The following is a 26,565-nucleotide window of genomic DNA, read 5'->3' as shown; positions in this document are numbered from 1 at the left end:
AATTTGGATAGAGCATTGGATGTGTTATGCAGGTTCGAATCCTGCACCGAACACGTTTCGGTTGGACGAATTGGTTAGTCGACGGGTCTCAAAAACCTGTAACAGTAGAGACCATCACTCTTAAAAAGATGACCATTAGAAAAAACTAATTTGTCTTTGTCAGTGAAATTAAGATTTTAGAATCTGATGTTTCACACTCTGATAAAGCCAGTGCGAATCGAAATGTGTTTTGAAAAGTCTGTTTTCTTTTTGATTTGATTGTTAAGAGAATTTGGGGATTCTTTCAATAAAATAGAATCAAAAACAACTCAGACAGACAAAGAACAAACTATTCGTCCGTTTTTCTTGGAGGAGAAAGACAATGAGGTTTTTTTATTAAGAAGAGAATAGAGAAAAGAGAATAGAGAAAAGAATAAAGAGTATAGAGGTTTAAGATTTTGGAACATGAAACTTTAAACCTTAAACAAAAAAATATTATGATAAAAAGAATTAAAATCGAGACTTACCAAGTAGGCTTGGTGTTCGAAAATAGAAAATTAATAAAAGTATTAGAAGAAGGATTACACTGGATTTTTGGAAACAAAAACATTATGATTTACGATCTAAACGGATCTTTTCAGGCTCCTTTTGAGTTGGATATTTTATTGCAAAATGAAGTGTTAGCATCTCTTTTGGAAGTTGTTGAAGTTGCCGATAACGAAATTGTGTTGCAATTTGTAAAAGGAAATTTCAAAGAAGTTTTGGTGCCAGGAAAGTATGCTTTTTGGAAAGGAGTTGTAAAAAATGAATTCATTAAAGCAGATTTGTCTAAAATTGAAATTACAGAAAATATTCCAGTAAACTTATTGGAAAATGTTAAGATGAGATACTTCACAAGAAAATTTATTGTAGCAAGTAATGACAAAGCTTTATTATTTGTGAATGGAACTTTTGTGAAAGAATTGAAATCAGGGACACATTATTTCTGGAATAACGCCATTACAATCGAAGTGAAAACGGTTGATACTAGACAGCAACAATTGGAAATTTCTGGTCAGGAGTTGTTGACTAAAGATAAAGCAGGATTAAGAATCAATTTTTTTGTGAGATATCAAGTGGTTGATATTATGAAAGCTTTGACTGAAAATAAAGATTTTGAAAAACAATTGTATGTCGCAATGCAACTGGCTTTAAGAGCTTTTGTTGGCGGATTAACTTTAGATGAATTATTGTCAAAGAAGGATGCGATTGCCGATGCTATTTTAGAAGAAGCAAAAACTAAGATCAAAGATTTAGGTTTAGCAATTTCTGATGCTGGAATAAGAGATGTAATTCTTCCAGGAGATATGAAAGAAATCATGAATCAGGTTTTGGTTGCTGAGAAAAAAGCGCAGGCCAATAGCATTATGAGAAGAGAAGAAACTGCAGCAACAAGAAGTTTGCTAAACACAGCAAAGCTGATGGAAGAAAACGAAATGTTGTGGAAGTTGAAAGAGATGGAATACGTTGAAAAAATCGCTGATAAAATTGGCGAAATCACCATTTCTGGAGGTGGAAACGTAATTGGTCAATTAAAAGAAATCTTCGTAAAGTAAAAGAACCATTAGCAGTAAATGTTGATCGTTTAAGTTTAATAATAAAAATTTAAGGATGAATCAAGAAATAGGATTTGCGTCGGGCCATAAAGGTCAAACGGATACAGTGGAGTTAAGTGAATCTTCGTTTGCCTCAATTAAAGGAGCAGATTTAGAATGCATTAGCCTATGGAATGAAAAGGTAAATTTTCGGGAAACCCTATATATCATTTAGAGATATTTCTCTAGTAAAGCAAGCGTGCTTTTAAACTTTGTGATATTGGATTTCCCAGAAAAGCCTTTGATTTCCTGAGATTTCCAAGAATTGCAAAAGAAAAATATCATGCAAAACAATACACTAGAAAAATATAAAAAAGCAATTAGAAATAAATACGAGATAGAAAAAGGCGGCAAATACTTTGATTATTTGTACAAGCCTTCTCGTGGAAAACTTCGTGATTTGTGCTGGCTTATTTTCGAAAATAACCCAACTCAAGATGATTTAAATGTTTTTAAAAACCTATTAGGGCTAGATTTCGATCATGCGAAAAAGAACAAGTTTAAGGAAAAGAAAGACAAGTTCAGACCTATCGAAACTTTCTTAAAAGGAGAAACAGATCCATCCAATATTGATGCTATAAATATGGCAGCTATTTTGGTTGATTTTGAGCCACGTCCTTTCAAAAAGTTTTATGAAACTTCTAAAAAAGAAGAGATAAAACCAGTTAAAAAGCTTGAGAAAGCTAAAGCTGTTTTTGAAAAGAAGAATGCTGTAAAAAAAGAAAAGTCTGAAAAAAAGTCTAAGAAAAGAAGTTTCTTTCTAGATTTTAAAAGCATGTTTTTCTGATAAAAACAGAGAAAACACAACAGAAACCATCAGTATAAAATTGGTGGTTTCAAATTAAAAAATTAATGAATCAAAAAATATTTTTTACGTCTGATCATCATTTTGGTCATACGAATATAATTAGGTTTAGTGAACGACCTTTTGCCTCGGTAGAGGAGATGGATCAGGAACTCATTAAACGTTGGAATGAAAAGGTGAGTCCGAGAGATATTGTCTATCACTTAGGTGATATTTCTTTGGCGAGACCAGAACGAACAAAAGAAATTTTAGATCAATTAAATGGTTCTATTTTTCTCGTAAAAGGCAATCACGATAAATCGGCGTTGAGTTACGCTAAACGATTTGAGTGGATTAAAGATTATTATGAATTAAGTGTTGAAGATGGAGATGCACCAAACGGAAGGCAGAAAATAATCTTGTTTCACTATGCAATGAAAGTTTGGAGAAGTTCATTTAGAGGAACATGGCACTTATACGGTCACTCTCACGGTCATTTATTTGATGATGAAACTTCTCGCTCGTTTGATGTTGGTGTTGATTGCCACAATTATGAACCTCTTTCTTATGATGAGGTAAAGGCCCGCATTTTAGCGAAAGCTTGGAAAGCTCCTTTTGGAGATAGGGAATTGTAAATTTTAAAAAAAAATTAAAAAAATGAAAACTACAGATAAAATTATTATTATCGATTTAGAAGCCACATGCTGGCAAGGCGCGGTCCCGAGCGGGCAGCAAAATGAAATTATAGAAATTGGTTTGGCTGTGTTGGACACAGAAACGGGAGCAATTTCTAAGAATAAAGGGATATTGGTAAAGCCGCAACGCTCAACCGTTAGTTTGTTTTGTACAGAATTGACCACCATTACTCAGGATTTACTTGATAAGAGCGGAGTTAGTTTCGAAGATGCTATTAATGAGCTTATCGACGAATATAATCCCGATTTCTACACTTGGGCAAGTTACGGTCAGTACGATTTGAATATGCTGAAAAAACAATGTAAATCGTTTGGTGTTTCCTATCCAATGGGAGAGGAGCATATCAATGTAAAAGAGCATTTTGCCGAAAAGTTTGGCTTGGTTAAACCAACAGGAATGAATGGTGCGCTTGCATTGCTGAATATTCCGTTAGAAGGAACACATCACCGCGGAATTGACGATGCCAAAAACATCGCAAAGATTTTGAATTGGTGCCTTAAAAATTAGAATTTAATTTGTTAATAATAGCTATCAAAATGCATGGTTGATAGCTGTAGAAGGAAACTGCAGTTGTTGCAGCTGTAGTTTCACTTTCTTGTTAAAAACAATTGCAAAAGCTAAAACGAATATTTGCGCAAAGGTTCGGATTTAATAATATATTTGTTAATGTACAATTTTTCGTATGAGACGGAAGATTGTTCTATTAAGAAATAAAATCCGATTCAGAAAGGTATAATTATAATACTATGGAAAAAATAAAAACGCCTTTTTTGGATACTATTTATCATCTCAGAACCATTGAACAGGTTATTTTGTATGATAAACTAATTACAATAGCCCAAACAGAGGAAAAAGAAGCCGTTTTGTTTCTGGAAACAGAATATGAAAAGGAAATTTTAGAATATCCAGGAACTGCCCCCGACTTTAATGGAGAAGCTGCTTTATGGTCTGCCAGAACGTTATATTTGGCCACGCAACTTTTATTGCACAGAGAGCATAAAATGAGTGATGTAAAAGAACTTTTACCTTTTTATAAAGGCACAATAGATGCTTCGGCAATTATTTCATCAGATCTTTGTCTGCGTTTTTTACCTCAGATTATAACAGAAATTAGGAAGATTGATCCAGAAGATTTGATTATTGATATTTTAGAAAAACATTTAATTCAATTTCATTATTCTGCTATTGGGTCTGATCTGGATTCGGAAAATGTAAATTTTGAGATAATCGCAGAAAATGATTGTTTACTGCAACTTTATATTGACCGAGTGGTGCAAAGAAAATCTATAAAATGGGCACAGTCTGATTTTATAAAAAAACAATTGGAAATAGGGTTTGGAGACTACCAAAAGCTATTCTGGGCTCAACTTTAAAAACAAACGAATTATTAAAAAATAGAAGTAAAATAATGAATGCTACAGCTAAATTAAATGCCGTTTTAAAACATATCAAAGAAACTTTTGTTGGTAAAAATGAAATTATCGATCTATTAGGAATTGGATTACTGGCACGAGAAAATGCTTTTTTGCTTGGACCTCCGGGAACTGCAAAAAGCGCCATTGTCAGATCGCTTTCTAAAGGAATCGAGGGCGACAAAAATTTTGAATATCTGTTGACCCGTTTTACAGAACCTAATGAGATTTTTGGACCTTTTGATATTCGAAAACTAAAAGAAGGAGAATTGATTACCAATACTGACGGTATGATGCCTGAAGCTTCTATGGTTTTCCTAGATGAGATTTTTAACGCCAATTCGGCTATCCTGAACAGTTTGTTGATGGCGCTTAACGAAAAAATCTTTCGCCGTGGTAAAGAAACTAAAAAATTGCCAGCATTGATGTTTGTAGGTGCAAGTAACCTTATGCCGGAAGATGAATCGTTAAACGCTTTGCTTGACCGTTTTTTGATTCGTATCAAATGTGATTATGTAGAACCAGATTTATTGCATCAGGTATTGCTTGCTGGATGGAAACTGGAAAGCTCGGTGACTGAAGAAGTGCCAACTATTTCGGCAGATGAGGTTCGCGAATTGCAAAAACTTTGTCGTCAGGTAGATTTGAGTGCTACACGAAACGAATATGTAGATATTATTCATAGTCTTCGAAATACTGGCATCAAAGTTTCAGACCGACGTGCCGTAAAACTTCAGAACCTTGTTGCAGCAAGTGCGCTAATGTGCGGAAGAAAAGAATCAATTGTGTCAGATTTTTGGGTGTTGAAATATATCTGGGATAACGAAGAGCAAATTGAAATTCTGGAAGGAATCATTAATAAAATTATCGAAAAAGATACTTCTACAGAAGCCCACCCGCAAGCGATGTACAATAAGACGCCGGATGCTGAAAGTGTAATGAAAGAAGTAAATTATCTGATCGAGAAATGGCAGGATGATAGCCTTTCTTTTGAAGAGCAAAACGTGATCAAAGATAAATTGAGATATATTCAAACCCGCTGCGATTGGATCAAAGATGCAGAAAAGAAAAAATACATTCAGGAACATATAGAATCTTTGTGGCAAAAAATTCTTCAAACTATTTAACATGTACTTTTTAGAAATTAACAAAGAGCATAAAGATTTTCTTGGAGCAATACGACATTGGGAAAATCTCAAAATAGCTTTTGAGACCAATACCATCTGGATAAAAGAGTTCACGGACGATCAAATAGACTCTACTGAACTTCTACAGATTCCGTATATCAAAATATATGAGTTAAAAGAAAATTTGTTGTTCGAAAAAGGAAAACAATTACCTACCAAAAAACTGCCTTCGGGTTTATTATGGTCGCCGGTTTTGAGAGGTTTGCCTATTTCACTGCCAAATTTCAATCATAATTTTTTTGGTATAAGTGATACACTGCAGATTGCATTAAAACGATCGGAAGATGTAAAAGAAGCATACGCTTTATTGGTAGAATATCAGGAACTGAAATCCTATATCGAATTTGCACCAAAATTTAGACTTGAACCTTTGCAATGGGTTGTAATCAATAATAAAGCATTGATTATCGGGAAGCCTTTATTGCCTTTAAAAGGAAATACATTTTGGTCTAAGAATGATTTTTTAATCCCTACAGGGTATGATTTTGAATGGCCTGTTTTGACCCAAACACTTAAGGATAAATTAAATCCTTTCGATAAAAATATAATACTATGGAATAAGGATAATAGTTATTCTTCTATTCCCAAACAAAATGTAAAACCACTATCAATTAGTTCATTTCGCTTAACTTTTTCATAAATTAAAAATGGAATTTCAAAGATATTTTCAATCGTTTACAGACTATTTTTGGGAATGGGAAAATCAGGTATTTTCTCCAGATAGCGTATTTGAGACGATCTCAATTCCGAATGGACAAACTATCGGTTATGAGAAATTTGTCTTTGAAATTTTAGAAGCGCTTTCTGATAGTAATTTTCCACCATTCGGAACTCTTTTATTAGCCATTACTGCTACCAATAATGATAGTAAAGAAGCTATTGACAGAATTCAGGAGTGGGCAAAAGGCATAGAAATAACCAAATCATTTCCTATAGAACATTCGTTTAGATTAGGCGCCAGTATTGGTTTTATGAGACAGCTTTCCGCTTTGCCAGATGAATATAAAACTGGTGAAAAAAGGATGAAAATGTTTCAGACTATTTTTGATGGATGTCATAACAGAATTTCTACTGAAAAGGCCAAAAAGATTCTCGAGGAATATAAAGATAAAAGACATCATTTGGTACGAGCTGGTGTAAAAGAACCCTTTAATGATGCCAATTTTATAAAAGATTTTAGAACGCTGGCTTTACTAAAAAAGAATTTTCCAACTGTGGAGTCCATTTTGCATGCCATGGAAAATAATCCGCATGAGGATTTAAAGGAGAAGCTGCAAGAGGAAATTTTAGAAGAGGAAAATCTTATCGATGCAGCAACTTTTGTGGAACAACTTATAAATGATGATCGTACGTTTCATGTAGGAAGTCTTATCAAACGACTTTGGTCAGGGCTTCATATTCCGTTGCACCACAATCACCCAAGCGAACAGCCTTTGGGAGGAATTTCGGATTTGACAAACAAAGGCGACTTTGATAAATTGGTAATCTCTGAATTTGCGTATGACGATGACGTTTTTATGTCCAGAATAGCCAATAACGAAGCGCTTTATATTCAAAGAGAAGTTCCGCCAGAAGCAGATAAGTTCGAACGTATTTTGATTATCGACAGCTCATTAAAAAATTGGGGAAATCCTAAGATTCTGTCTTTTGCTTCGGCAATTGCGATTGCTAGACATCCGAAAACCGATATTAAGTGCAGAGTTTTTATAGCAGGTCAGGATTTTAAAGAAGTTCCATTAGGTAATGTTCATGATGTAATTGAGGCGTTGAGCGAGCTTAGCGGTAAACTGGATTGTTCGCAAGGACTTGAATCATTTTTTCAGCAAAATAAAATTAGCAGTAAAAATCAGGAAGTATTTCTTTTTTCCTCAGAAGACAGTTTGAAACTGACGGCAATGAAAAATGTGATAAGTACTTATTATACTGAGATTAAGTATGTTTTTGAAATGGAGATAGAAGGCATCAAAGTCTATAAAAATCAGAATAAAGGCAGAAAAATGCTTCAGCATATTATAATGCCACTGGATGAACTGTGGGAAAAAGAAAAGCGAGATTCTCCACGCCGTAAGTATTCAGAAACAGACTTAGATAATATACCGCTTTTATTTCCATTAGAAAGAAGCTATCAGAATATCTTTTATTATGGTACCGACTTTTATACCTATCTAAACGGAAATTTATTCTGGTTTGTCAGTAATGAGTTCAACAAAGGATTTAAAAGAATAGATTCAAATCTTCCTTTTGACAAAGGAGAATTTGCTATAAAAACCAATGGCAAAGGCGAGAGATTTCTGTTGTGTTATGTAAGCGATTCGATACCAAAAATTAGTATTTATAATATTGATAAACAGGAGTTAAAAAGTAATTTGGTTTCTAATGAAGAATTTAATGATTTAAAAGTTAATGTTTTTGGATATAAGAATGAGTTTTATTTGACTGATGGTACAAGCTATTGGCGTGTCGATGATGGTTTAATAAAAATGAAGTCTGAATTTAGTAATTTGATTAATGATGCTTTTGTGAACTATAGCATGAAACAAAATTCTTTTGTTAGGGATTTTATGAATAGTAAGTTCAAATACAGCGTCATAAAAAAACTAAAAGGATTGTCAATTGTAAATGATAGTATTGAAATTAACGGATTTAACTTTACGCACTTAGAGTTTTCTAAGAGAGGTTATTATTCTACTGACTGGAAACACCCAGCAATACAATTTTACGAAAAAGTAAATCTTATTTTGAAAAATAGGGGAGCATCAGCTATTAATCTTGTTAAAATAATAAAACAAAATACAGGTAAATCTTTACTTGAAAGTAAAGCTGTTGTAGATGAGGATTTTGGAGTTGTTTTAAATGATGTAACAAGACAGGAGGCTGAAGTATTGAAGAATACTATAGAAAGTAACGGTGCTGTTTGTTATATAGAAACCTTGTGTTTTGAGTCTAAGGACGGAAGTAGAGTAACTAATAAGGATGGAATTCTAATATTTGAAAGCAGTAAGGAGGACATCTCCAAATTTTATATTCCTTTTATTGTAAACGGCAGAACAATTATGGCCTCCGAAAGTGAATATTCTGGTAACGATTATTTTATAACAGATTCTTTTCTGACGAGTGTAAAGGAGAAAGATTTTTTGGAAAAATATCTGGATCCGTTTATAAAAAATGTAAGACAAAATGGAACTTAAACTTAGCATAAATTCTAAAAATACATTTCCTAAAGGAGGTGTTTTCATAAAAAGCAGATTGCCGAAAGTATGGCTTCAGGAAATTCAGAATATGGGATTAGCATTCCATTTGGTCAAAACTTTCCCAGTTCCTGCCGTAAGGGCAAATGAGTTGTTTGGATGTATGTTGGTTTTTGATCAGAGTCTGATTAAAACGGATCGTATCGGAAAGAATTATTTCTGCCAATTGATAGAAAATAAATTATTTATTCCCGAAAATACAATTGTGACCCCTCAGCTAACAAAGGCTGAGTGGCACAATTTGTTTTCAGAGCACTATCATTTCATGCATCCAGATATTGGATTAGTAGAGTTAAAGGAAGAAGTTTCGTGGATCGATTTAATTGAAGTGCCAGTTTTAAAAGAAATCGATATACTGGAACCTTCCAAAACAGTTCATATTCCGCAGTATATATCATCATTACGTTACGAAGCAAATACAGAAGATATTCTAGAAGCGCTTGAAAAGCCATTTTCACAAGAAGATTTACCAGATGAATTACCATTTGATATGGAGGAATTAATGAAGGGAAATCAAAAGGAAATGGATAAGTTTTTGGCCTTTCTTGATAAAAATCCTGAAATGGCTTTACAATTGGCTATTCCTCTAGATACTTTAGGAACTGCTAGAGGAGGATTTGATGGAAAATTTTCTTTTGAAGGAAATGGCTCAGGTTTCTCTGGAGGTCGTTCTTTTTCAGGAGGAAGCAGAAATAAAATGGATGAATCTGAATTTGATGGTAAGCCTTTTTTAATTGTTTTTAAGATAATTTTTGTACTGATCATTCTATTTAATCTGAAGAGTTGCAATTTCAGCAATACAAATCTGGGAACTAATTCGTCTCTAGCTTTGATTGTGATTGTGTTTGCAATTGGTCTAATAATAGCACTGGCACTTTTGAATAGCAGTTCTTCGAGTTCTTCTTATAGTTATTCACCACCACGTCAGCCATCACAATCTGGAGGAGGAGGCTCGGCTCTGATAGATTCGGAGCGTTTTTCTACAATACAAAGCAGATATGAAAAAATGGCTGAAGAATTTAAAGAAAAGAAAGATTATGCAAAGGCAGCCCATGTGTATATGAAACTGCTTAAAAATCATTACAAAGCTGCAGATGTTTTGGAAGAAGGGGAGTTGTACAGTGAAGCAGCAGCAGTCCATCTTAAATATTGTAATAATAAAAACAAAGCGGCGGAGTGTTATGAAAAAGGACATGTATACAGACAAGCAATTGAATTATACAGAGAACTCAATCAAAACGAAAAAGTGGGAGATTTGTATACGATTCTAAAAGACAAACCGGAAGCCGATAAGTTTTATGGTAAAGTGATAGATGACTATAAAGTAAATAATCAATACGTAAAAGCATCTTTTATTTATAAAAATAAAATTAAGAATATAAATGGAGCACAAGAGGTATTGATAACGGGATGGAGAAATAATAAAGATGCATTCAATTGTCTGAATAATTATTTTGCAAATATTGAATCGACAGAAAAATTATCTGGAGTCATAACCTCAATTTATGAATCGGATGTTTCGGCGGAGAATTCAGAGTTGTTTTTGCAGGCCATGAAACACGAATTTAAAAAGCATGAGGATTTAGAAGAAATTACTAAAAATATTGCTTACGAGATTGTAGCCGATAAAATTATGATTAAACCTGATATAGCATCAGAGTTGGTTGCTTTTAATGAAAAAAACAAATCAATGCTTAAAGATGTTATGAAATATAAATTAAAAGGAAGAAAGTAAATCTAAGTAAAATGGGTATATCATTCAATTGATTATGCCCATTTTTATTTTGAATTATTCAAATCCATTCTCCAGCAGCATTGTAATCATCTGGAAGATAAGTAAGATATTGAACCATTCTTGGGCTTTCTCCTCTATTAGGTGTTGCGCAGTGTGGCAATGTATTGTGCCAGATTATAAAATCGCCTGCATCTCCTGTAATTGGTTTTGGTTGTAATGTTTTTAAAGCTTTTTCTCTTGGATTTTCATGTGGTTCAAGTTCGTCGAGCCATTCATCGATTTGATTGTGAAAACCTGGAACGCAATGGAAAGCTCCATCATTTTCTCTGCATTCAGTTAAATAAAATAACCCTTGAAGACCATAAGTAAGCGGTTTTTTTAAGCTCATATCCCAATGAAGCGGACTTCCAAGAAAGGTGAAATGATCTGTTTCGGGCGGATTAAAACTTACTTTGTCTATAGTTTTGTAGATATTCGTAGTTCCATAAAGCTGTTCGTAAGCCTTTTTTACTCTTGGCGAAAAGCGATTACGATTTAAAGTTTCATGATCCGAAAAATTAAGCATAAGTCCTTTTTGTTCTTCGTGACGCTTGTACCAGCTTTCTTTTTCATTCGGATTCATTTTTAAATATTCCCAAATGGCTTTTTGTGTGGCTTTGCAATCTTCTTTTGAAATAGCATTTTTAACCACAACATAACCGTTCCGATTCCAAAATTCAAGATCCTGCTTAGACAAGACATTTACAGTTAAATCCTCAATTTCTTGATCAGTATTTCTTTTTCTATTATTAATCCATGTTTTGAAAGTTTCAAAATCTGGTTTTTCAGAATATAGAAAATACAAAGTATCTTCCATGCCAATGCCTAATTGATATAGTGTTTTAATCTGGTTATCCCAATTGGTATGGTCTGAATTCGCATTTTTGGAATCTAAAGTACGTTTCCATAATTGTTCGAGAACTGTCCAAGGCATATTATTTTGTTTTAGATAAAAGAAAACCTAAAAATACGCGATTTATAGTTTGGTATTTAAAGTAAAAATACCCTTTTTGTAATAGTAAAAAAGGCTATCTCAATGAGACAGCCTTTTCACTTTGGTTATATTATCTTGATTTATTAATTGTTTCCGTAGATTTTTGCATAAAGATCTTTGTAAATTTCTTTGATGATTTTACGTTTCAATTTTAGAGTAGGAGTAAGCTGTCCGCCGTCAATTGACCATACATCTGGTGTAAGTTCAAAACGTTTTACTTGTTCCCAATGTCCGAATTTTTTGTTGATTCCTTCTACTTCTTCATCGATTCGTTTGATAACATCTGCATTAGCGCTGATTTCTGCATCAGAACTTCCTAAAGTAATTTTATGGATTTTTGCCCATTCTTTTACAAATTCAAAGTTTGGCTGAATAAAAGCACCTGGCATTTTTTCGCCTTCACCAATAACCATTATCTGTTCAATAAAACGAGATTGTTTCATGGCATTTTCGATCATTTGCGGAGCAATATATTTACCCCCAGAAGTCTTGAACATTTCTTTTTTACGATCGGTAATTTTTAAGAAACCTTCGCTGTCAATTTCTCCTATATCTCCCGTATGAAAATAACCGTCAATTACAGCTTCAGCCGTTTTCTCAGGATCTTTATAATAGCCTAACATTACGTTTGGCCCTTTTAATAAAATCTCTCCGTCCTCAGCGATTTTAACTTCTACGTTACGAATCGGCTTTCCAACAGTTCCAATTTTAAATCCTTTGTTTCTTTGGTCGTTTACAGCAATTACCGGAGAAGTTTCCGTTAAACCGTAACCTTCCATTACCGGAATTTCTGCTGCAGCAAAAACTCTTGTCAAACGCGGCTGTAAGGCAGCACTTCCAGAAACCATTAAATCTAAGTTTCCTCCCAAACCTTCTTTCCATTTACTGAAAATTAGTTTACGTGCAATCTTTAATTGGAATTCATACCAAGCACCATTTGCTCCGTATGGTTCATATCTTAAACCTAAATCGATAGCCCAGAAAAACAGTTTTTTCTTGATACCAGTTAATTCAGCTCCTTTCGCATAAATTTTATCGTAAACTTTTTCTAAAAGTCTTGGTACAGCTGTAATTACAGTTGGACGGACCTCTTTTAAGTTATCGCTGATTTTATCAATAGATTCTCCAAAATAAACCGATACACCATAATATTGATAGATATACAAAATCATTCTTTCAAAAATATGACAGATAGGCAAGAAGCTTAATGCGGTGCTTTTTCCTGGATCAAATGGGATTCTTGGTGAGCTGTCTAAAACATTTGACACAATATTTTTGTGCGAAAGCATAACTCCTTTAGGTCTTCCTGTTGTTCCAGAAGTGTAAATAATAGTAGCTAAATCATCTGTTTGAATGCTGTCTTTTTTAGCTTCAACTTCGCTTTGATTGCTATCATCTTCGCCTAAAACCAATAAGTCTGACCAATGTTTACAGCCATTAATTTCATTAAAAGAATATACTTCTTTCAATGTAGGTACATTGGCTTTAATTGCATTTACTTTCTGTAACACTTCATCATCAGAAACAAAACAGTAAATACTGCCGCTGTGGTTTAAAATATATTCGTAATCTTCTTCTGCAATAGTTGGATAAATTGGAACATTTTGCGCACCAGTCTGCAAAATACCAATGTCCATTATATTCCACTCGGTACGGTTATTTGAACTAATTAAAGCAATTTTATCATCTTTCTGAACGCCCATACGCAATAATGCTCTCGAAATAGCATTTGCTTTTGCAATATATTCTTCACTGGATGTTTTTTCCCAGACTCCATTTTTTTTGGTTGCGAGAGCAACTGGAAGGTTGTAAGTTTCTTGTTGATAATAGGGAAAATCAAAAAGGCGTGTGATTGAAACCATGTTTAATATATTGAATTTTATTGCAAATTAAATAAAATTTGGGTATGATTTTCAGTTTTATAAAATTTAATGGGAAAATTTATAAAGACTATTAAAAATCAACGAAAACGTTTTCTTTTTCGCCGTTAAATTTCTAAAAAATCAAGAAAAATTTAATTTGAAGACGTTTTTTAAAGGCTATTGTACGTTATAATCTTCGTATACTTTTACTCTTTCGCCCATTAAAAACATTTTTTTCTTAGCAAAATGAATAGAGAATTGAGAATAATACCATTCATTACTGTCATTTGGTCTGTACCAGAATGTGTAAGAAGCACTATTGAATCCTTCTTTAAAAACAGGAACACCTTCTTCAGTACATTCAATTCCCCAATTTATTTTTTGTTTGCTTAAATCTTCAGCTTGAATAAAACCGGTTCCGTCTGGATTTAAAACCGTAATAGGCTCTTTTTGGTTTAAAGGAGCATAAGTTCCAGGCACTGGATAGCCAATTGTAGTAGTAATATAACGCTCTTTTGAATTATGGGTAATCTGATCAACTTGAACTTGCGAATGCGATTGAAAGGCAGTAAAAAATAGTGTTACCACTAATAAATGTAATAATTTCATTCTATGTAGGATTAAGTGTTTTTGGGCTTAAGAAATCTGTCGAGCTAATTTCTTTTGGCGAATATAATCCAATTTTTTAATAGAATTATTGCTTGAAAATACAAGAATGAAATTTTTACATTTTTATCATTTTAGGTCCGTTTTTATTCTGTTGAAAACTGATTTTCTAGTAGTTTTTCTTTAAAATCAGATCTAAACGTATATGCAAATGTAACCATCAAAGCTCTTGTGTCAGATTTTGAAGTTCTGCTGTTTTTAAATAATAAGGTATTGTTTTTATAACCGCTTTCTAAAGTGTCAAATATATCGGTTACAACCAAACCTAAACGGGCATTTCCTTTTCCTAATTTCTGTTGAAATCCCATATCAACATTATAAATCGGAATTCTTTTTCCTTGCGGAGTGGCAACGGCCGAATTATAGTTTCCGATAATCTGAAGTTTTCCGCCTTTCCAAGGAACAAAGTTGTTAATCACTTTTCCGTACCAGCTGAAGGCACTGCTTACAATATCATCGGCCTGCGGTAAATTGTCAGCATTGATGTTTTGCTGAAAAGCGGTTAAACTAATATTAGCATCATAAAAACCAACTGGTTTAAGAGTGAAAATGGTTTCTAAACCATAAGTAACCGTGCTTCCAATGTTTTGGGGCTGAAGTAAAACCACTCCATTGTCCAAAAGTTGTGCATATTGTCTAATTGCGTCAGTTGCATTTCTGTAAAAAGCATTGGTCGAAAAAGAGTAGTTTTTCCAGTTTTTATTATAACTCATTTCGGCAATATGAATGATTTCGGGTTTTAAATACGGATTTCCTCCATGCGGATTTAACGCATCGGTAATGTCAATAAACGGATTTAAATCATCCAGATCAGGGCGGTTAATTCGTTTGCTATATCCTAACTTTATAAATTCATCTGGTTTTAAATTCAATTGTAAGGAAGCTGACGGAAAGAGTTTTAAGTAATTGTTGCTAAATCGGTCGCTATTGTTTTGTGTTGCCCCAGTATTGGAAACATTTTCTGCACGCAAACCTAAATTGTATTTCCATTTTGGGTTTTCGCTATCGCCAATAGAAGAATTCATCAGACCATAAACGGCATTTATCTGTTCGTTAAATTTGAAACTATTACTAGCTAACGGATTCACGATATATTCACCATTAATTAGATCAGCACTTTCAAAATCAGACTTAAAAAATCGGAAAGTTCCTTTGTAACCTGTTTCTATAATCGATTTTTCTGAAATTGGAAAAGCGTAATTTACAATGGCATTCGAAATATTCTGATTTTCATAATTGTGTGTTCTCTGCAGTAAAGCCTCACCAATCTGCTGCTGATATTCATCGTAATTATAAGTGTCAATATCAGTGTTTTCTTTATGTTTTCCAAAAGAAGATGTAATAGAGGTGTTTAGATCTTTTCGCTCGTCATCAAATTTACGATCATAGGTAAAAGCAAGTTCGCCAACTTTTGAACGTTCCAGTTCTAATGAATGTCTTCTATTATTGGAGAAAAAGGCATTGGCACTTGTGTTTACCTGCGTGTATAAAGTCTCGTCATTGTCTTGAGTTTCTAGATTTCCAAGTGCTTCAAATGAAAAGCTATTTTTGTCATTTGGAGAAAAATCAATATTTAATTTCAGATTCTGAAGGCCTTCAGTTCGTTCATCGTTTCGATTTTGATGAATATAATGTTCTTCATCAATAAAATAATTGGTTCGGTCGGCATTTATTTTCTTTGTTCTTCCAGCAAAGCGATTGTCATAGCCTAAACCAAAATTCCATTTTTCTGTTTTATGATTGAAAAGAACAGAACTATTTACTCTTCCTTTTGCACCAAAACCTGCGCCCAATGCTACAGCACCATTTGTACCGCTGAGGTTGTTCTTTTTGAGTTTTATATTAATGATACCGCTTTCGGCATTTGCATCATATTTAGCCGTAGGATTACTAATTACTTCAATACTTTCAATACTGCTCGCAGCAATCTGATCCATATTGGTAATAGCCGAATTTTTTCCGTTGATCAAAATCATTGGCGATTTTCCTCTTAACGTAATACCGCCTTCGGCATCGACGGCAACAGTCGGAATGCTTTTTAGCATATCTGTAGCAGTTCCGCCCGTTTGCGAAATATTCGAAACAGCATTAAAAATAAAGCCTTCGTTTGTTTTCTGAATCTGTTTTTTCTGTGAGTTTACCACTACAGTATTAAGCTGGTTGGCATCTTCTTGCAAAGTGATCGTTCCAAGTGAAATAGCTGTACCGGTATATTTTATTTTTTTAGTATTGGTTTTAAAACCAATTAATTTAAACTGAAGCAGATATTCTCCAGAAGTTACATTTTCTAATGAGAAATTTCCAGAAATATCTGTAACGGCGTAATTAGCAGTTTTGGTTGAATCGGCTGTGTTTTTTAAAATTACATCAACAAATTCTATAGGATTTTTTCCGTCTGTGATGGTTCCTTTTATAGCTGTTTTTTGAGCAAAAGAAAATTGGCTTAAAGTAAATAAGAGGATTGCGAGGTATATTTTGCGTATAATATTTTTCATGTAGCAAAGATATTTACCAGAATGTTTACGCTTGCTTAAGCTGTCTTAAGATACCATTAAATTAATCTTAGAATAGTTTTAAATAGTTTTTTATCCTCCCAATAATAATTAAGATAAAGTTTGTCATTCCGAGGAACGAGGAATCTCCACAAGTAGCTCCGTCCAGAAAAGTTGACAATCTTTGTGGAGTCTCTTGCGGAGATTCCTCGTTCCTCGGAATGACAAGATTGCGTAAGAGTTGGAAATAAGCTAATTAGTAAAGATTAGCGTAATTCGTGGCTAAAAAAAACGCCCGATATAATTCGGGCGTCTTTAGTAAAAATATATTTTTAGATTTTCTCAATCCATTTTCTCGCGTTAACAAAAGCTTCATGCCAAGGCGAAACTTCGTCGTTTCTGTCTTTTGGATAATGAGCCCAGTTCCATTGGAAAGTCGAACGCTCAATGTGAGGCATCATAACCAAATGTCTTCCTGTTTTATCACACATCATAGCCGTGTTGTAGTCAGAACCATTCGGGTTTGCAGGATAACCTTCGTAAGCATATTTAGAAACAATGTTGTATTGGTCTTCTGCATAAGGTAATTTAAATTTACCTTCTCCGTGAGAAACCCAAACTCCTAAAGTGCTTCCAGCTAAAGTCGATAACATAACCGAATTGTTTTCCTGAACTTTTACAGAAGTAAAGATACTTTCGTGTTTGTTACTTTCGTTATGGTGCATTTTTCCGTGAACTTCGTGTTCTGGATTAATCACTTCCAATTCCATAAACAATTGGCAACCGTTACAGATTCCAACAGATAAAGTATCTTCTCTTTTGAAGAAATTGTCTAGAGCTGTTTTTGCTTTTTCGTTGTATAAGAAAGCCCCAGCCCAACCTTTTGCAGAGCCTAAAACATCAGAGTTAGAGAATCCTCCAACCGCGCCAATAAACTGAATATCTTCAAGCGTTTCACGACCAGAAATTAAATCCGTCATGTGAACGTCTTTTACATCAAAACCTGCTAAGTACATCGCGTTTGCCATTTCACGTTCAGAATTACTTCCTTTTTCACGAATAATAGCCGCTTTTGGTCTTGGTTTAGAAGAATCGATTACAGGTGCTTTTCCAGTAAAATGTGCAGGGAAAGTATAATTTAAAACCTGATTTTTATAGTTTTCAAAACGTGCTTGAGCTCTTCCGTTTTTAGATTGTTTTTGATCTAATAAATAAGAAGTCTCGAACCAAACGTCTCTATAAGTTGGAATATCTAATTTGTAATCTCCAATTTCTAAAGTTGCAGTATTTTGAACTGTACCTAATTTGAAGAATTCGATATTATTAGCTTTCAATTTAGCTTCAACAGCTGCATCAGATTTAGCCTGAAATACGATTCCGATGTTTTCAGCGAAAAGGATTTTCAATAAGTCTTTTTCCGCGAAAGCGCTGAAATCAATTTTAGCTCCAAGATTTACATCAGCAAAACACAATTCTAATAAAGTAGTGATTAAACCACCGCTTCCGATATCATGTCCAGCTAAAATTTGGTTTTCACCAATTAATTCCTGAACTGTATTAAAAGCATTTTTGAAGAAAGAAGTATCTTTTATAGTAGAAGTTTCGTTCCCGATTGTGTTTCTAATTTGTGCAAAAGATGAACCTCCTAATTTGAAATCATCCTGAGACAAATTGATATAATAAATAGAATCTCCATTTTTCTGTAAAACCGGTTCTACTACTTTTCTAATATCTGTACAGTTACCTCCAGCTGAAATAATAACCGTTCCCGGCGCGATTACTTCGTCGTTTGGATATTTTTGTTTCATCGAAAGTGAATCTTTTCCTGTCGGAATGTTGATTCCTAATTCGATTGCAAATTCTGAACAACCTTCAACTGCAGCGTACAAACGAGCGTCTTCACCTTCGTTTTTACAAGCCCACATCCAGTTTGCAGATAATGAAATTCCTTTTAACTGATCTTTAATTGGAGCCCAGATAATGTTTGATAACGATTCAGCAATAGCATTTCTACTTCCTGCAACAGGATCGATCAAAGCCGCGATAGGAGCGTGCCCGATAGAAGTTGCAATTCCTTCTTTTCCTAAATAATCCAGAGCCATAACTCCAACATTATTTAAAGGCAATTGTAAAGGTCCTGCATTTTGCTGTTTAGCAACTTTTCCTCCAACACAACGGTCAACTTTGTTTGTTAACCAGTCTTTTGAAGCAACTGCTTCTAAACGTAAAACGTCTTTTAAATATGATTCAAAATCTCCTGCGTTGTAAGCAACGTCAGCATATTTTCTATCGATAGTTTTATCTGTCATAACCGTTTTTGGAGAACTTCCGAAGAAATCTTCTAAAGCATAATCCATCGGTTTTGAACCATTTGATTTTGATTCAAATGTAAAACGGTGATCTCCCGTTACATCTCCAACCTCGTACATAGGAGAACGCTCTCTGTCGGCAATCCTTTGTAACGTATCAATATCTTTTTGACCAATAACCAATCCCATTCTTTCCTGAGATTCGTTACCAATAATTTCTTTTGCAGAAAGTGTTGGATCTCCAACTGGTAATTTGTCTAAATCGATTAATCCTCCAGTTTCTTCCACCAATTCAGAAAGGCAGTTTAAGTGTCCTCCAGCTCCGTGATCGTGAATAGAAACAATTGGGTTATTGTCGCTTTCTACTAAACCACGAATCGCGTTTGCTGCACGTTTTTGCATTTCAGGATTTGAACGCTGAATCGCATTTAACTCGATTCCTGAACCAAAAGCTCCAGTATCTGCAGAAGAAACCGCAGCACCACCCATTCCGATTCTATAATTTTCTCCTCCAAGAATTACAATTTTATCACCTTCTTGTGGTTTCTTTTTGATAGATTGATCTAGTTTTCCGTATCCAATTCCACCCGCTTGCATGATTACTTTATCGTAACCAATTTTACGGTCGTTTTCTGAATGTTCGAAAGTTAAAACTGAACCTGTAATTAACGGCTGACCAAATTTATTTCCGAAATCTGAAGCTCCGTTTGAAGCTTTGATCAAGATATCCATTGGCGTTTGGTACAACCATTTTCTTTCTTCAACAGCATTTTCCCATTTTCTATCTTCTTTTAAACGAGAGTATGAAGTCATGTAAACGGCAGTTCCAGCTAATGGCAATGAACCTTGTCCTCCGGCTAAACGGTCACGAATTTCTCCTCCAGAACCTGTTGCAGCTCCGTTGAAAGGCTCAACTGTTGTTGGGAAATTGTGTGTTTCGGCTTTTAATGAGATAACAGAATCAAATTCTTTTATTTCGTAAAAATCAGGTTTGTCTGCCGATTTTGGTGCAAACTGCTGCACTTTTGGTCCTTTTACAAAAGCAACGTTGTCTTTGTAAGCAGACACAATATCGTTAGGATTTTCCTGAGATGTTTTTTTGATTAATTTGAAAAGAGAAGTTTCTTTTTCTTCACCATCAATAACAAAAGTTCCGTTGAAAATTTTGTGACGGCAGTGTTCTGAATTGGCTTGTGAGAAAGCAAAAATTTCAGAATCAGTTAACTTTCTTCCTAGTTTAGTCGAAAGATTGTTTAAATATTCTACTTCTTCTTCGCTTAAAGCTAAACCTTCTACTTTGTTGTAAGTTGCAATATCATCAATCTCCAAAATTGGTTCTGGCTGAATGTTGATAGTGAAGATTTCTTGATCTAATTCGTTGAATTTTTGAGAAAGCATTGGATCAAAATCAGTAAAATCTTCCGTTGCAGGATGAAATTCTTCGATTCTGATAATGCCAGAAATCCCCATGTTTTGAGTAATTTCTACAGCATTTGTACTCCAAGGTGTAATCATGGTAGCGCGAGGACCAACAAAGAAACCTGTCAATGCAGATTTTTCGATCTTATTCGCGTCGGCAAAAAGCCAGTTTAATTTTGAAATGTCTTGAGCTGAAATTTCGTTTTGCGTTTGTACTGCAAAAACAGTTTTGCTTTGGTTTTCAAAGAAATGGATCATTTGTGTAGTTTGTTGTATTGAGGTGCAAATTTAGTCAATCTAAACCGAAAAAAAAAGCAACAATAAACGCCTTTTTAATTATTTATTTTTGCCCTTTTTTGCCCTGAAAATGCAATTTTTTTGCTAGTTAAAGCGTCCAAAATTTAACATTTTTAGATCTTTAATTTTTGCCTGTAAACGTTTGTTGTTTTTCAAATTTCAATCAAAAAACTACTTCATAAGAACAAGGGAATTCTTAAAATTTAATTACAAATTTTTCTAAAGGAAATCCGAGAAATTTGCAGAATGGGTAAAATTTAATCTCGCAAAGACGCAAAGTCGCAAAGTCTTTTTATATGAACGGTAAAGATTTTCGTCATTTTTTTGTCATTTCGACGGAGGAGAAATCTTCGCAAGTAGCTCCGCACAGAAAGTCGCCAATCTTTGTAGAGTTTCTTGCGAAGATTTCTCCTCCGTCGAAATGACAATCTATGTGGATACTTTGCCAAAAAAAACTTGGCGACTTTGCGTCTTTGCGAGCAAAATTCAAAAAAAATGTGTCTTAGCGCCTTCGTGGCAAAAAAAAAAGTTACTTAGGAAAATCTTGACTCTGATAAGCTCCCAAATCTGGTGGCGAAGTTCTTGTAATTCCTAAAATGTCGGTTGGAATCATAAAGACGGGATCTCCTTTCGCGAAAGCGGCAGAAGTTTTATCAATATTAAATTTATTCTGAGACACATTATAAAATTTCGGATTTTCATTCAGAATTATATTCGTATAATGTTCGGTGTCGGTCTTGAATTGATAATTAGGATCTTTAGTCGAACTGCTGAATTTCAGTAGGCAATTATTTAATTGATAGACAAATGGCGCATTTGGATTTTTGTCCAAATTGAATTCGTTTGTAGCCGAACCATAAATAATGCAATTATTAAAAATAGCATTGGTTAAAGGATTGGTTTCTGGAGTTGCTCCAGCTAAATAGTTACTTAAATTTACTGCAACTTGAGAACTGCTTGACCAATTGTTGTTAAAGGTGCAATGCGTAAAGTTGTAATTTCCACCATAAACGCAGGATAGAGAAGCTAAACCTGCATAGTTTATGACAATATTGCTAGCAATAACATGAGTATCTCGAGCTAAAATTCCGTATTCGGCACAATTATAAATTTGAGTGTTTTTAATTTCGAATGTATTATAAGGACTTTGCAAATCCAAACCAATAACCGCATTTTTCAAAGTTAAATGATTGATGGTGTGATTGGCACTTCCATTAGAAAAAATAACCGATTTCCATTGTCCAGGAATATCAGAATAAAGTGATTCTAAACGATCCCCTTCAAAAATCACTTCATTTTCAAGTTTATCAGTTGTAGAGGTTGTTCCGTTAATTTGTAGAGAAGCGTTATTGCCAACATACAATCCAGAATTGGCATGAAAATGAACTCTTGCGCCAGCTTCAAAAGTTACGGTTTTAAATTCTGGAACTCCTGCGTAGCCATAAATTACGTATGGTTTTTCATTTGTAAAAAGAAGTTCATTTCCGTTTGCAGGATCATTTTCGTTTAAATAAAATCCGTCAACATCTTTGCCATCAATTTTAATTTTTTCTTTGGTTCCGTCAGGATTTTGATTTGGATATAAAAACACCGCATCTTGAATTAAAGTAACCAAAGCTACTTCTTGCAAATTTGCTCCACTGTCAAACTGAATTTCGTCGGTATATAAAAAATCATCGGGATTCGCATCTGTAATATCTGCCGTGGTTTCTATAAAAATGTACAAACTGTCTTTTGCTAAAAGTGTAACATCTTTAAAAATTTTCCCGTTGTTGCCCGTCATTCCGTCAACAGTCATTCTATATTTAGAATCCAAGCCTTTTTTAAATTGTACAACCGGAATCGAAATATCATTTTTACTCTGATTGTATATTTTTAATTGGTAAGTGCTTGAACCAATGTTTTTAAAAACAGTATCCAGATAAACAGTGTCTTTCGAGAACTTTAAATTTCCAGAACTGGCAACAGTATCAAAATCAGTTCGGCAAGAACTAAAAACTAAAATTAAACCAATAATGGAAAGTGCAAAGTATTGACGCATTTGAATGTTTTTTTTAGCCACGAATTCACGAATTTTTATTTGAATTAATTCGTGAATTCGTGGCGAATAAATTGTACGATGACAGATGAAAATCTTTTTAATCTGTGTAATCTGTGGCAAAAAAAAGCCAAAAATTGATTTTGATTGTTTTTGTAAAAATAGCAAAAAACTGACAAGTTCATAATTGATTTTTAATTTTAGAATCCGATTTTTAGATTTATGTCTTATCTTTCTTTAATTTTACGATTTTAAAGTTTATTTTAATGAATTATACAAAAGAGCAGATTTTAGCGCGCTGTAATGAGTTTTCTAAAAACACATTGATGGAAACGTTAAAAATAGAATATATCGATGCCGGAGAAGATTTTTTAACTGCAAAAATGCCTGTAAATCCAAGTGTTCATCAGCCAATGGGATTATTGCACGGAGGTGCTTCTGTAGCTTTGGCAGAAAGTGTTGGGAGTGCAGCTTCTTTCTTTTTTATCAATCCGAAAGAACAGGAAGTGAGAGGTATTGAAATTTCGGCAAATCATCTAAAAAGTATTCGCGAGGGTTATGTTTTCGGAACAGCTCGAATTATTCACAAAGGAAGAAGTCTTCATCTTTGGGAAATCAAAATTACCGATGAAGCAGGAAATTTGGTTTCACTTTGTAAACTGACGAATATGGTTTTGGATAGAAAGAAAAGCGAATAAATATGAATTCATTTTTCTTAAAAATTAAAAATCATAAAGAACAAAATTTACCTTTTGTACTTTATTCAAAACCCAATACAGAAATTTATGTTGCGATTTTACAGCAAAATAATATTTTAAATACCGTTTCGGATTACAGCGAAAAAGGATTTGTTTTTGCTTCTTTTGATGAAAAACAATTAATTTTAATTCCTGAAAATGAGTCGGAAATTATTACGGTTCAAAAAGAAAAGACTTCATTTGAACCCATTGAAATTGACGATTTGAGTTTTGATGCTGAAGCTAAATTTCAATATGAATATCTAGTAGCGCAGGGAATTCAAGCCATTAAAAATGAAGAATTCAAAAAAGTGGTTTTATCACGAAGTGAAGAAGTTCCTTTGTCTAAATTTGATTTTATCGAAACTTTTCAGCACTTGGTTCAGCTATATCCAGCCACTTTCTGCTATTGTTTTTTTCATCCGAAAATTGGACTTTGGATGGGGGCGACTCCAGAAAAACTGCTAAAAGCAAACGGAAATGTTTTTGAAACTATGGCTTTGGCAGGAACACAAAAAGATAATCAAGAAGTAGAAATCGTTTGGCAGCAGAAAGAAAAAGACGAACAGCAATTTGTTACTGATTTTATTGTAAAAAGACTTCGAGAATTTACAGCTTCTGTTGTGGTTTCTGAGCCTTACAGTTTAAAAGCAGGATCGATCTGGCATATTAAAACAGATATTTCTGGAGTTTTAAAAGATAATTCGACTTTAGAAGAAGTAATAGACACGCTGCATCCAACACCTGCTGTTTGCGGACTTCCAAAAAAGAAATCGAAAGCATTTATTTTAGAAAATGAAAATTACAATAGAACTTTCTACACTGGTTTTCTAGGTGAATTGAACAGTACTTTTGAAGGAAATAATGCTAGTTCTGATTTATTTGTAAATTTACGATGCATGCAGATTCAGGAAGATAAAGCGATTTTATACATGGGCTGCGGTATTACCAAAGAAAGTATTCCAGAAAAGGAATGGGAGGAAAGCGTCAATAAATCAATGACGATGAAACGGGTTTTGAGAAAATAGTTTATAAAATTGTTTCAAGTTTCAGGTTTCAAGTTTCACGTTCTGTTGACAACTTGAAACCTGAAACTTGAAACTTGAAACAAAAAATAATGAAATTAGACATATTGGCCTTTGGGGCGCATCCAGACGATGTAGAATTAGGTTGTGCTGGAACAATTTTAAAAGAAGTTTCCCTTGGGAAAAAAGTAGGTATTGTAGATTTAACGCGTGGTGAATTAGGAACACGCGGGACAGCAGAAATTAGGGATCAGGAAGCAAAAGATGCAGCTAAGATTTTAGGAGTTGTTGTGCGTGAAAATTTAGCAATGCGTGACGGATTTTTCGTTAATGATGAAAAACATCAATTAGAAGTCATTAAAATGATTCGTAAATACAAGCCAGAAATTGTGTTGTGTAATGCAATTGATGATCGCCATATAGATCACGGAAAAGGAAGCAAATTGGTTTCGGATTCTTGTTTTCTTTCAGGGTTAATGAAAATTGAAACTTCGATTGATGGAGTGCCACAAGAAGCGTGGAGACCCAAAGTGGTTTATCATTATATTCAATGGAAAAATCTAGAACCTGATTTCGTTGTAGACATTACAGGATTTGAAGAAAAGAAGATTGAAGCGATTATGGCGTACAAAACTCAATTTTACGATCCGAATTCAAAAGAACCTTCGACGCCAATTACGAGTAAAAACTTTTTTGAAAGCTTAAATTATCGCGCGCAGGACTTAGGAAGGTTAGTTGGGAAAGATTTTGCAGAAGGTTTTACGGTTGAAAGGTGTTTGGCAGTCAATAGCTTAGAAAATTTGATTTAATTTTTATGAAAATTTTTCATTTTTTTCTTTGTAGAACTCAACCTTTGTTCTATATTTGCACTCGCTAAGCAGAAAAATGGTGGTTGTAGCTCAGCTGGTTAGAGTAGCGGTTTGTGGTGCCGCGGGTCGCCGGTTCGAACCCGGTCAGCCACCCAGATAAGAAGCCTTGAAGAAATTCAAGGCTTTTTTTGTTTTCGTCAGAAAACAAAAAAAGCAAAATTCCAATAAAAAAAATCCAAAAGTAGAACAACTTGGAATTTGGAATTTTTTATTGGAATTTCATTAAAAAAGCCCAACTGCTAAGTTGGGCTTTTTTTGGTGGTTATTATATTTGGTTTTATGTATTATCGAATTTCTTCAAATGTATTGCCTTGATTTATATCTCCGGTTTTGAAACCTTTTTTAAACCAATACATTCTTTGCTCTGAAGTTCCGTGGGTAAAAGAGTCGGGAACAACGTGTCCTTGCATTTTACTTTGTATTGCATCATCTCCAACTGCATTTGCTGCACTTAAAGCTTCATCAATATCTCCAACATCAAGATCTTTTTGATTATCATGTGCCCAAACTCCAGCATAAAAATCAGCCTGTAATTCTAATGCTACAGATAATTTATTAGCTTCGGCATCACTTTTTCCTTGCTGCATCTGACGCATCTTAGAAGATGTTCCCATTAAAGTTTGAATGTGATGGCCAATTTCATGCGCAATAACGTATGCAATGGCAAAATCGCCTCCTTTTGCACCAAATTTAGTTTTTAATTCTTCAAAGAAATCTAAATCCATATATACTTTGCGGTCACCTGGACAGTAAAAAGGGCCCGAAGCAGATGATGCTCCACCGCAGGCAGTTTGTACAGCGCCTTTAAAGAGAACTAATTTTGGCTTTTCGTATGTCATTCCATGCTCAGCAAAAATCTTAGTCCACGTATCTTCATTGTACGCTAACAAAGTTCTTACATAATTACCCATTTCTTCATCTTCCTTGCTTAACGGAGCTGCAGCTTCAGTCTGTTGTCCTTGTCCGCCTTGCATTTGTTCTAGTATTGGCGCTATTTGCTGACCTGTTTCGCCGCCAAAAACATTTAGAAGCAAAACAATGATCCCAATAACTCCTCCGCCAATTATTGCTTTTCCTCCACCAGAAATTGATCTTCTGTCTTCGACATTATCACTTTGCCTTCTGCCTTGCCATTTCATATTG

At 34.2% G+C, this 26,565-nt stretch carries 19 protein-coding genes and 1 tRNA gene; 13 read left to right on the top strand and 7 right to left on the bottom strand.

Annotated elements, in window-relative coordinates; genetic code table 11:
- Positions 1 to 476: 476 nt before the first annotated feature.
- From BSF41_RS07550 to BSF41_RS07510, 9 genes are all read left to right on the top strand, one after another.
- The gene (locus tag BSF41_RS07550) at positions 477 to 1,574 is read left to right on the top strand and encodes a slipin family protein (RefSeq protein ID WP_095928889.1); all 1,098 of its coding nucleotides are present in this window, start codon (positions 477 to 479) and stop codon (positions 1,572 to 1,574) included.
- Positions 1,575 to 1,896: 322 nt separating this feature from the next.
- Positions 1,897 to 2,400, top strand: a complete 504-nt coding sequence (locus BSF41_RS07545; RefSeq protein WP_095928888.1) for a hypothetical protein — start codon at positions 1,897 to 1,899, stop codon at positions 2,398 to 2,400.
- Positions 2,401 to 2,465: 65 nt separating this feature from the next.
- A complete protein-coding gene (locus tag BSF41_RS07540; RefSeq protein ID WP_095928887.1) occupies positions 2,466 to 3,032 on the top strand; it encodes a metallophosphoesterase in 567 nt (188 codons plus the stop codon).
- 22 nt (positions 3,033 to 3,054) lie between these two features.
- Positions 3,055 to 3,600: a 3'-5' exonuclease gene (locus tag BSF41_RS07535; protein ID WP_095928886.1), complete on the top strand. Its 546-nt coding sequence runs from the start codon at positions 3,055 to 3,057 to the stop codon at positions 3,598 to 3,600.
- Between the two features lie 239 nt (positions 3,601 to 3,839).
- The gene (locus tag BSF41_RS07530) at positions 3,840 to 4,466 is read left to right on the top strand and encodes a hypothetical protein (protein WP_095928885.1); all 627 of its coding nucleotides are present in this window, start codon (positions 3,840 to 3,842) and stop codon (positions 4,464 to 4,466) included.
- A 35-nt stretch (positions 4,467 to 4,501) separates the two neighbouring features.
- Positions 4,502 to 5,632, top strand: a complete 1,131-nt coding sequence (locus BSF41_RS07525) for an AAA family ATPase (protein WP_095928884.1) — start codon at positions 4,502 to 4,504, stop codon at positions 5,630 to 5,632.
- A 1-nt stretch (position 5,633) separates the two neighbouring features.
- Positions 5,634 to 6,332: a hypothetical protein gene (locus BSF41_RS07520; RefSeq protein WP_095928883.1), complete on the top strand. Its 699-nt coding sequence runs from the start codon at positions 5,634 to 5,636 to the stop codon at positions 6,330 to 6,332.
- A gap of 7 nt (positions 6,333 to 6,339) precedes the next feature.
- The gene (locus BSF41_RS07515) at positions 6,340 to 8,880 is read left to right on the top strand and encodes a ribosomal protein L7/L12 (RefSeq protein WP_095928882.1); all 2,541 of its coding nucleotides are present in this window, start codon (positions 6,340 to 6,342) and stop codon (positions 8,878 to 8,880) included.
- Positions 8,870 to 10,675 (top strand): hypothetical protein, encoded by a 1,806-nt coding sequence (locus BSF41_RS07510; RefSeq protein ID WP_095928881.1) that lies wholly within the window; start codon positions 8,870 to 8,872, stop codon positions 10,673 to 10,675. Before BSF41_RS07515 ends, BSF41_RS07510 begins: the two co-directional genes overlap by 11 nt.
- A gap of 58 nt (positions 10,676 to 10,733) precedes the next feature.
- Here BSF41_RS07510 and BSF41_RS07505 read toward each other — a convergent pair whose 3' ends face one another.
- The 6 genes from BSF41_RS07505 to BSF41_RS07480 all read right to left on the bottom strand — a co-directional run bounded on the left by BSF41_RS07505 (position 10,734) and on the right by BSF41_RS07480 (position 22,794).
- The gene (locus tag BSF41_RS07505) at positions 10,734 to 11,648 is read right to left on the bottom strand and encodes a phytanoyl-CoA dioxygenase family protein (protein WP_095928880.1); all 915 of its coding nucleotides are present in this window, start codon (positions 11,646 to 11,648) and stop codon (positions 10,734 to 10,736) included.
- A gap of 143 nt (positions 11,649 to 11,791) precedes the next feature.
- Positions 11,792 to 13,570: a long-chain fatty acid--CoA ligase gene (locus tag BSF41_RS07500; RefSeq protein WP_095928879.1), complete on the bottom strand. Its 1,779-nt coding sequence runs from the start codon at positions 13,568 to 13,570 to the stop codon at positions 11,792 to 11,794.
- A 177-nt stretch (positions 13,571 to 13,747) separates the two neighbouring features.
- Positions 13,748 to 14,179, bottom strand: a complete 432-nt coding sequence (locus tag BSF41_RS07495; RefSeq protein WP_095928878.1) for a hypothetical protein — start codon at positions 14,177 to 14,179, stop codon at positions 13,748 to 13,750.
- Positions 14,180 to 14,322: 143 nt separating this feature from the next.
- Positions 14,323 to 16,731, bottom strand: a complete 2,409-nt coding sequence (locus BSF41_RS07490) for a TonB-dependent receptor domain-containing protein (RefSeq protein WP_095928877.1) — start codon at positions 16,729 to 16,731, stop codon at positions 14,323 to 14,325.
- A gap of 329 nt (positions 16,732 to 17,060) precedes the next feature.
- Entirely contained in the window at positions 17,061 to 20,714 is a 3,654-nt protein-coding gene (gene purL / locus BSF41_RS07485) for a phosphoribosylformylglycinamidine synthase (protein ID WP_095928876.1), read from the bottom strand.
- 568 nt (positions 20,715 to 21,282) lie between these two features.
- On the bottom strand, positions 21,283 to 22,794 hold the full coding sequence (locus BSF41_RS07480) for a hypothetical protein (RefSeq protein ID WP_095929095.1): 1,512 nt from the start codon (positions 22,792 to 22,794) through the stop codon (positions 21,283 to 21,285).
- Between the two features lie 263 nt (positions 22,795 to 23,057).
- On the opposite strand from BSF41_RS07480, the gene BSF41_RS07475 reads away from it, so the two are divergent.
- The 4 genes from BSF41_RS07475 (at position 23,058) to BSF41_RS07460 (ending at position 25,515) form a co-directional block, all read left to right on the top strand.
- Positions 23,058 to 23,489, top strand: a complete 432-nt coding sequence (locus BSF41_RS07475) for a PaaI family thioesterase (RefSeq protein WP_095928875.1) — start codon at positions 23,058 to 23,060, stop codon at positions 23,487 to 23,489.
- 2 nt (positions 23,490 to 23,491) lie between these two features.
- Positions 23,492 to 24,556: a chorismate-binding protein gene (locus BSF41_RS07470; RefSeq protein WP_095928874.1), complete on the top strand. Its 1,065-nt coding sequence runs from the start codon at positions 23,492 to 23,494 to the stop codon at positions 24,554 to 24,556.
- Between the two features lie 89 nt (positions 24,557 to 24,645).
- Positions 24,646 to 25,362 carry a bacillithiol biosynthesis deacetylase BshB1 gene (gene bshB1, locus BSF41_RS07465; protein WP_095928873.1) on the top strand — a complete coding sequence of 239 codons (717 nt, stop codon included), beginning with the start codon at positions 24,646 to 24,648 and terminating at the stop codon, positions 25,360 to 25,362.
- 79 nt (positions 25,363 to 25,441) lie between these two features.
- Positions 25,442 to 25,515: transfer RNA gene (locus tag BSF41_RS07460), tRNA-His, on the top strand.
- Between the two features lie 191 nt (positions 25,516 to 25,706).
- Here BSF41_RS07460 and BSF41_RS07455 read toward each other — a convergent pair.
- Positions 25,707 to 26,561 carry a neutral zinc metallopeptidase gene (locus BSF41_RS07455; protein ID WP_095928872.1) on the bottom strand — a complete coding sequence of 285 codons (855 nt, stop codon included), beginning with the start codon at positions 26,559 to 26,561 and terminating at the stop codon, positions 25,707 to 25,709.
- Positions 26,562 to 26,565: the final 4 nt, after the last annotated feature.

The organism is Flavobacterium sp. ACN2 (assembly GCF_002303885.1).
In the GTDB taxonomy this organism is placed as follows: domain Bacteria; phylum Bacteroidota; class Bacteroidia; order Flavobacteriales; family Flavobacteriaceae; genus Flavobacterium.
Note: the sequence above shows the minus strand (reverse complement) of the source record. Positions and strands in the feature narration are given on the sequence as shown.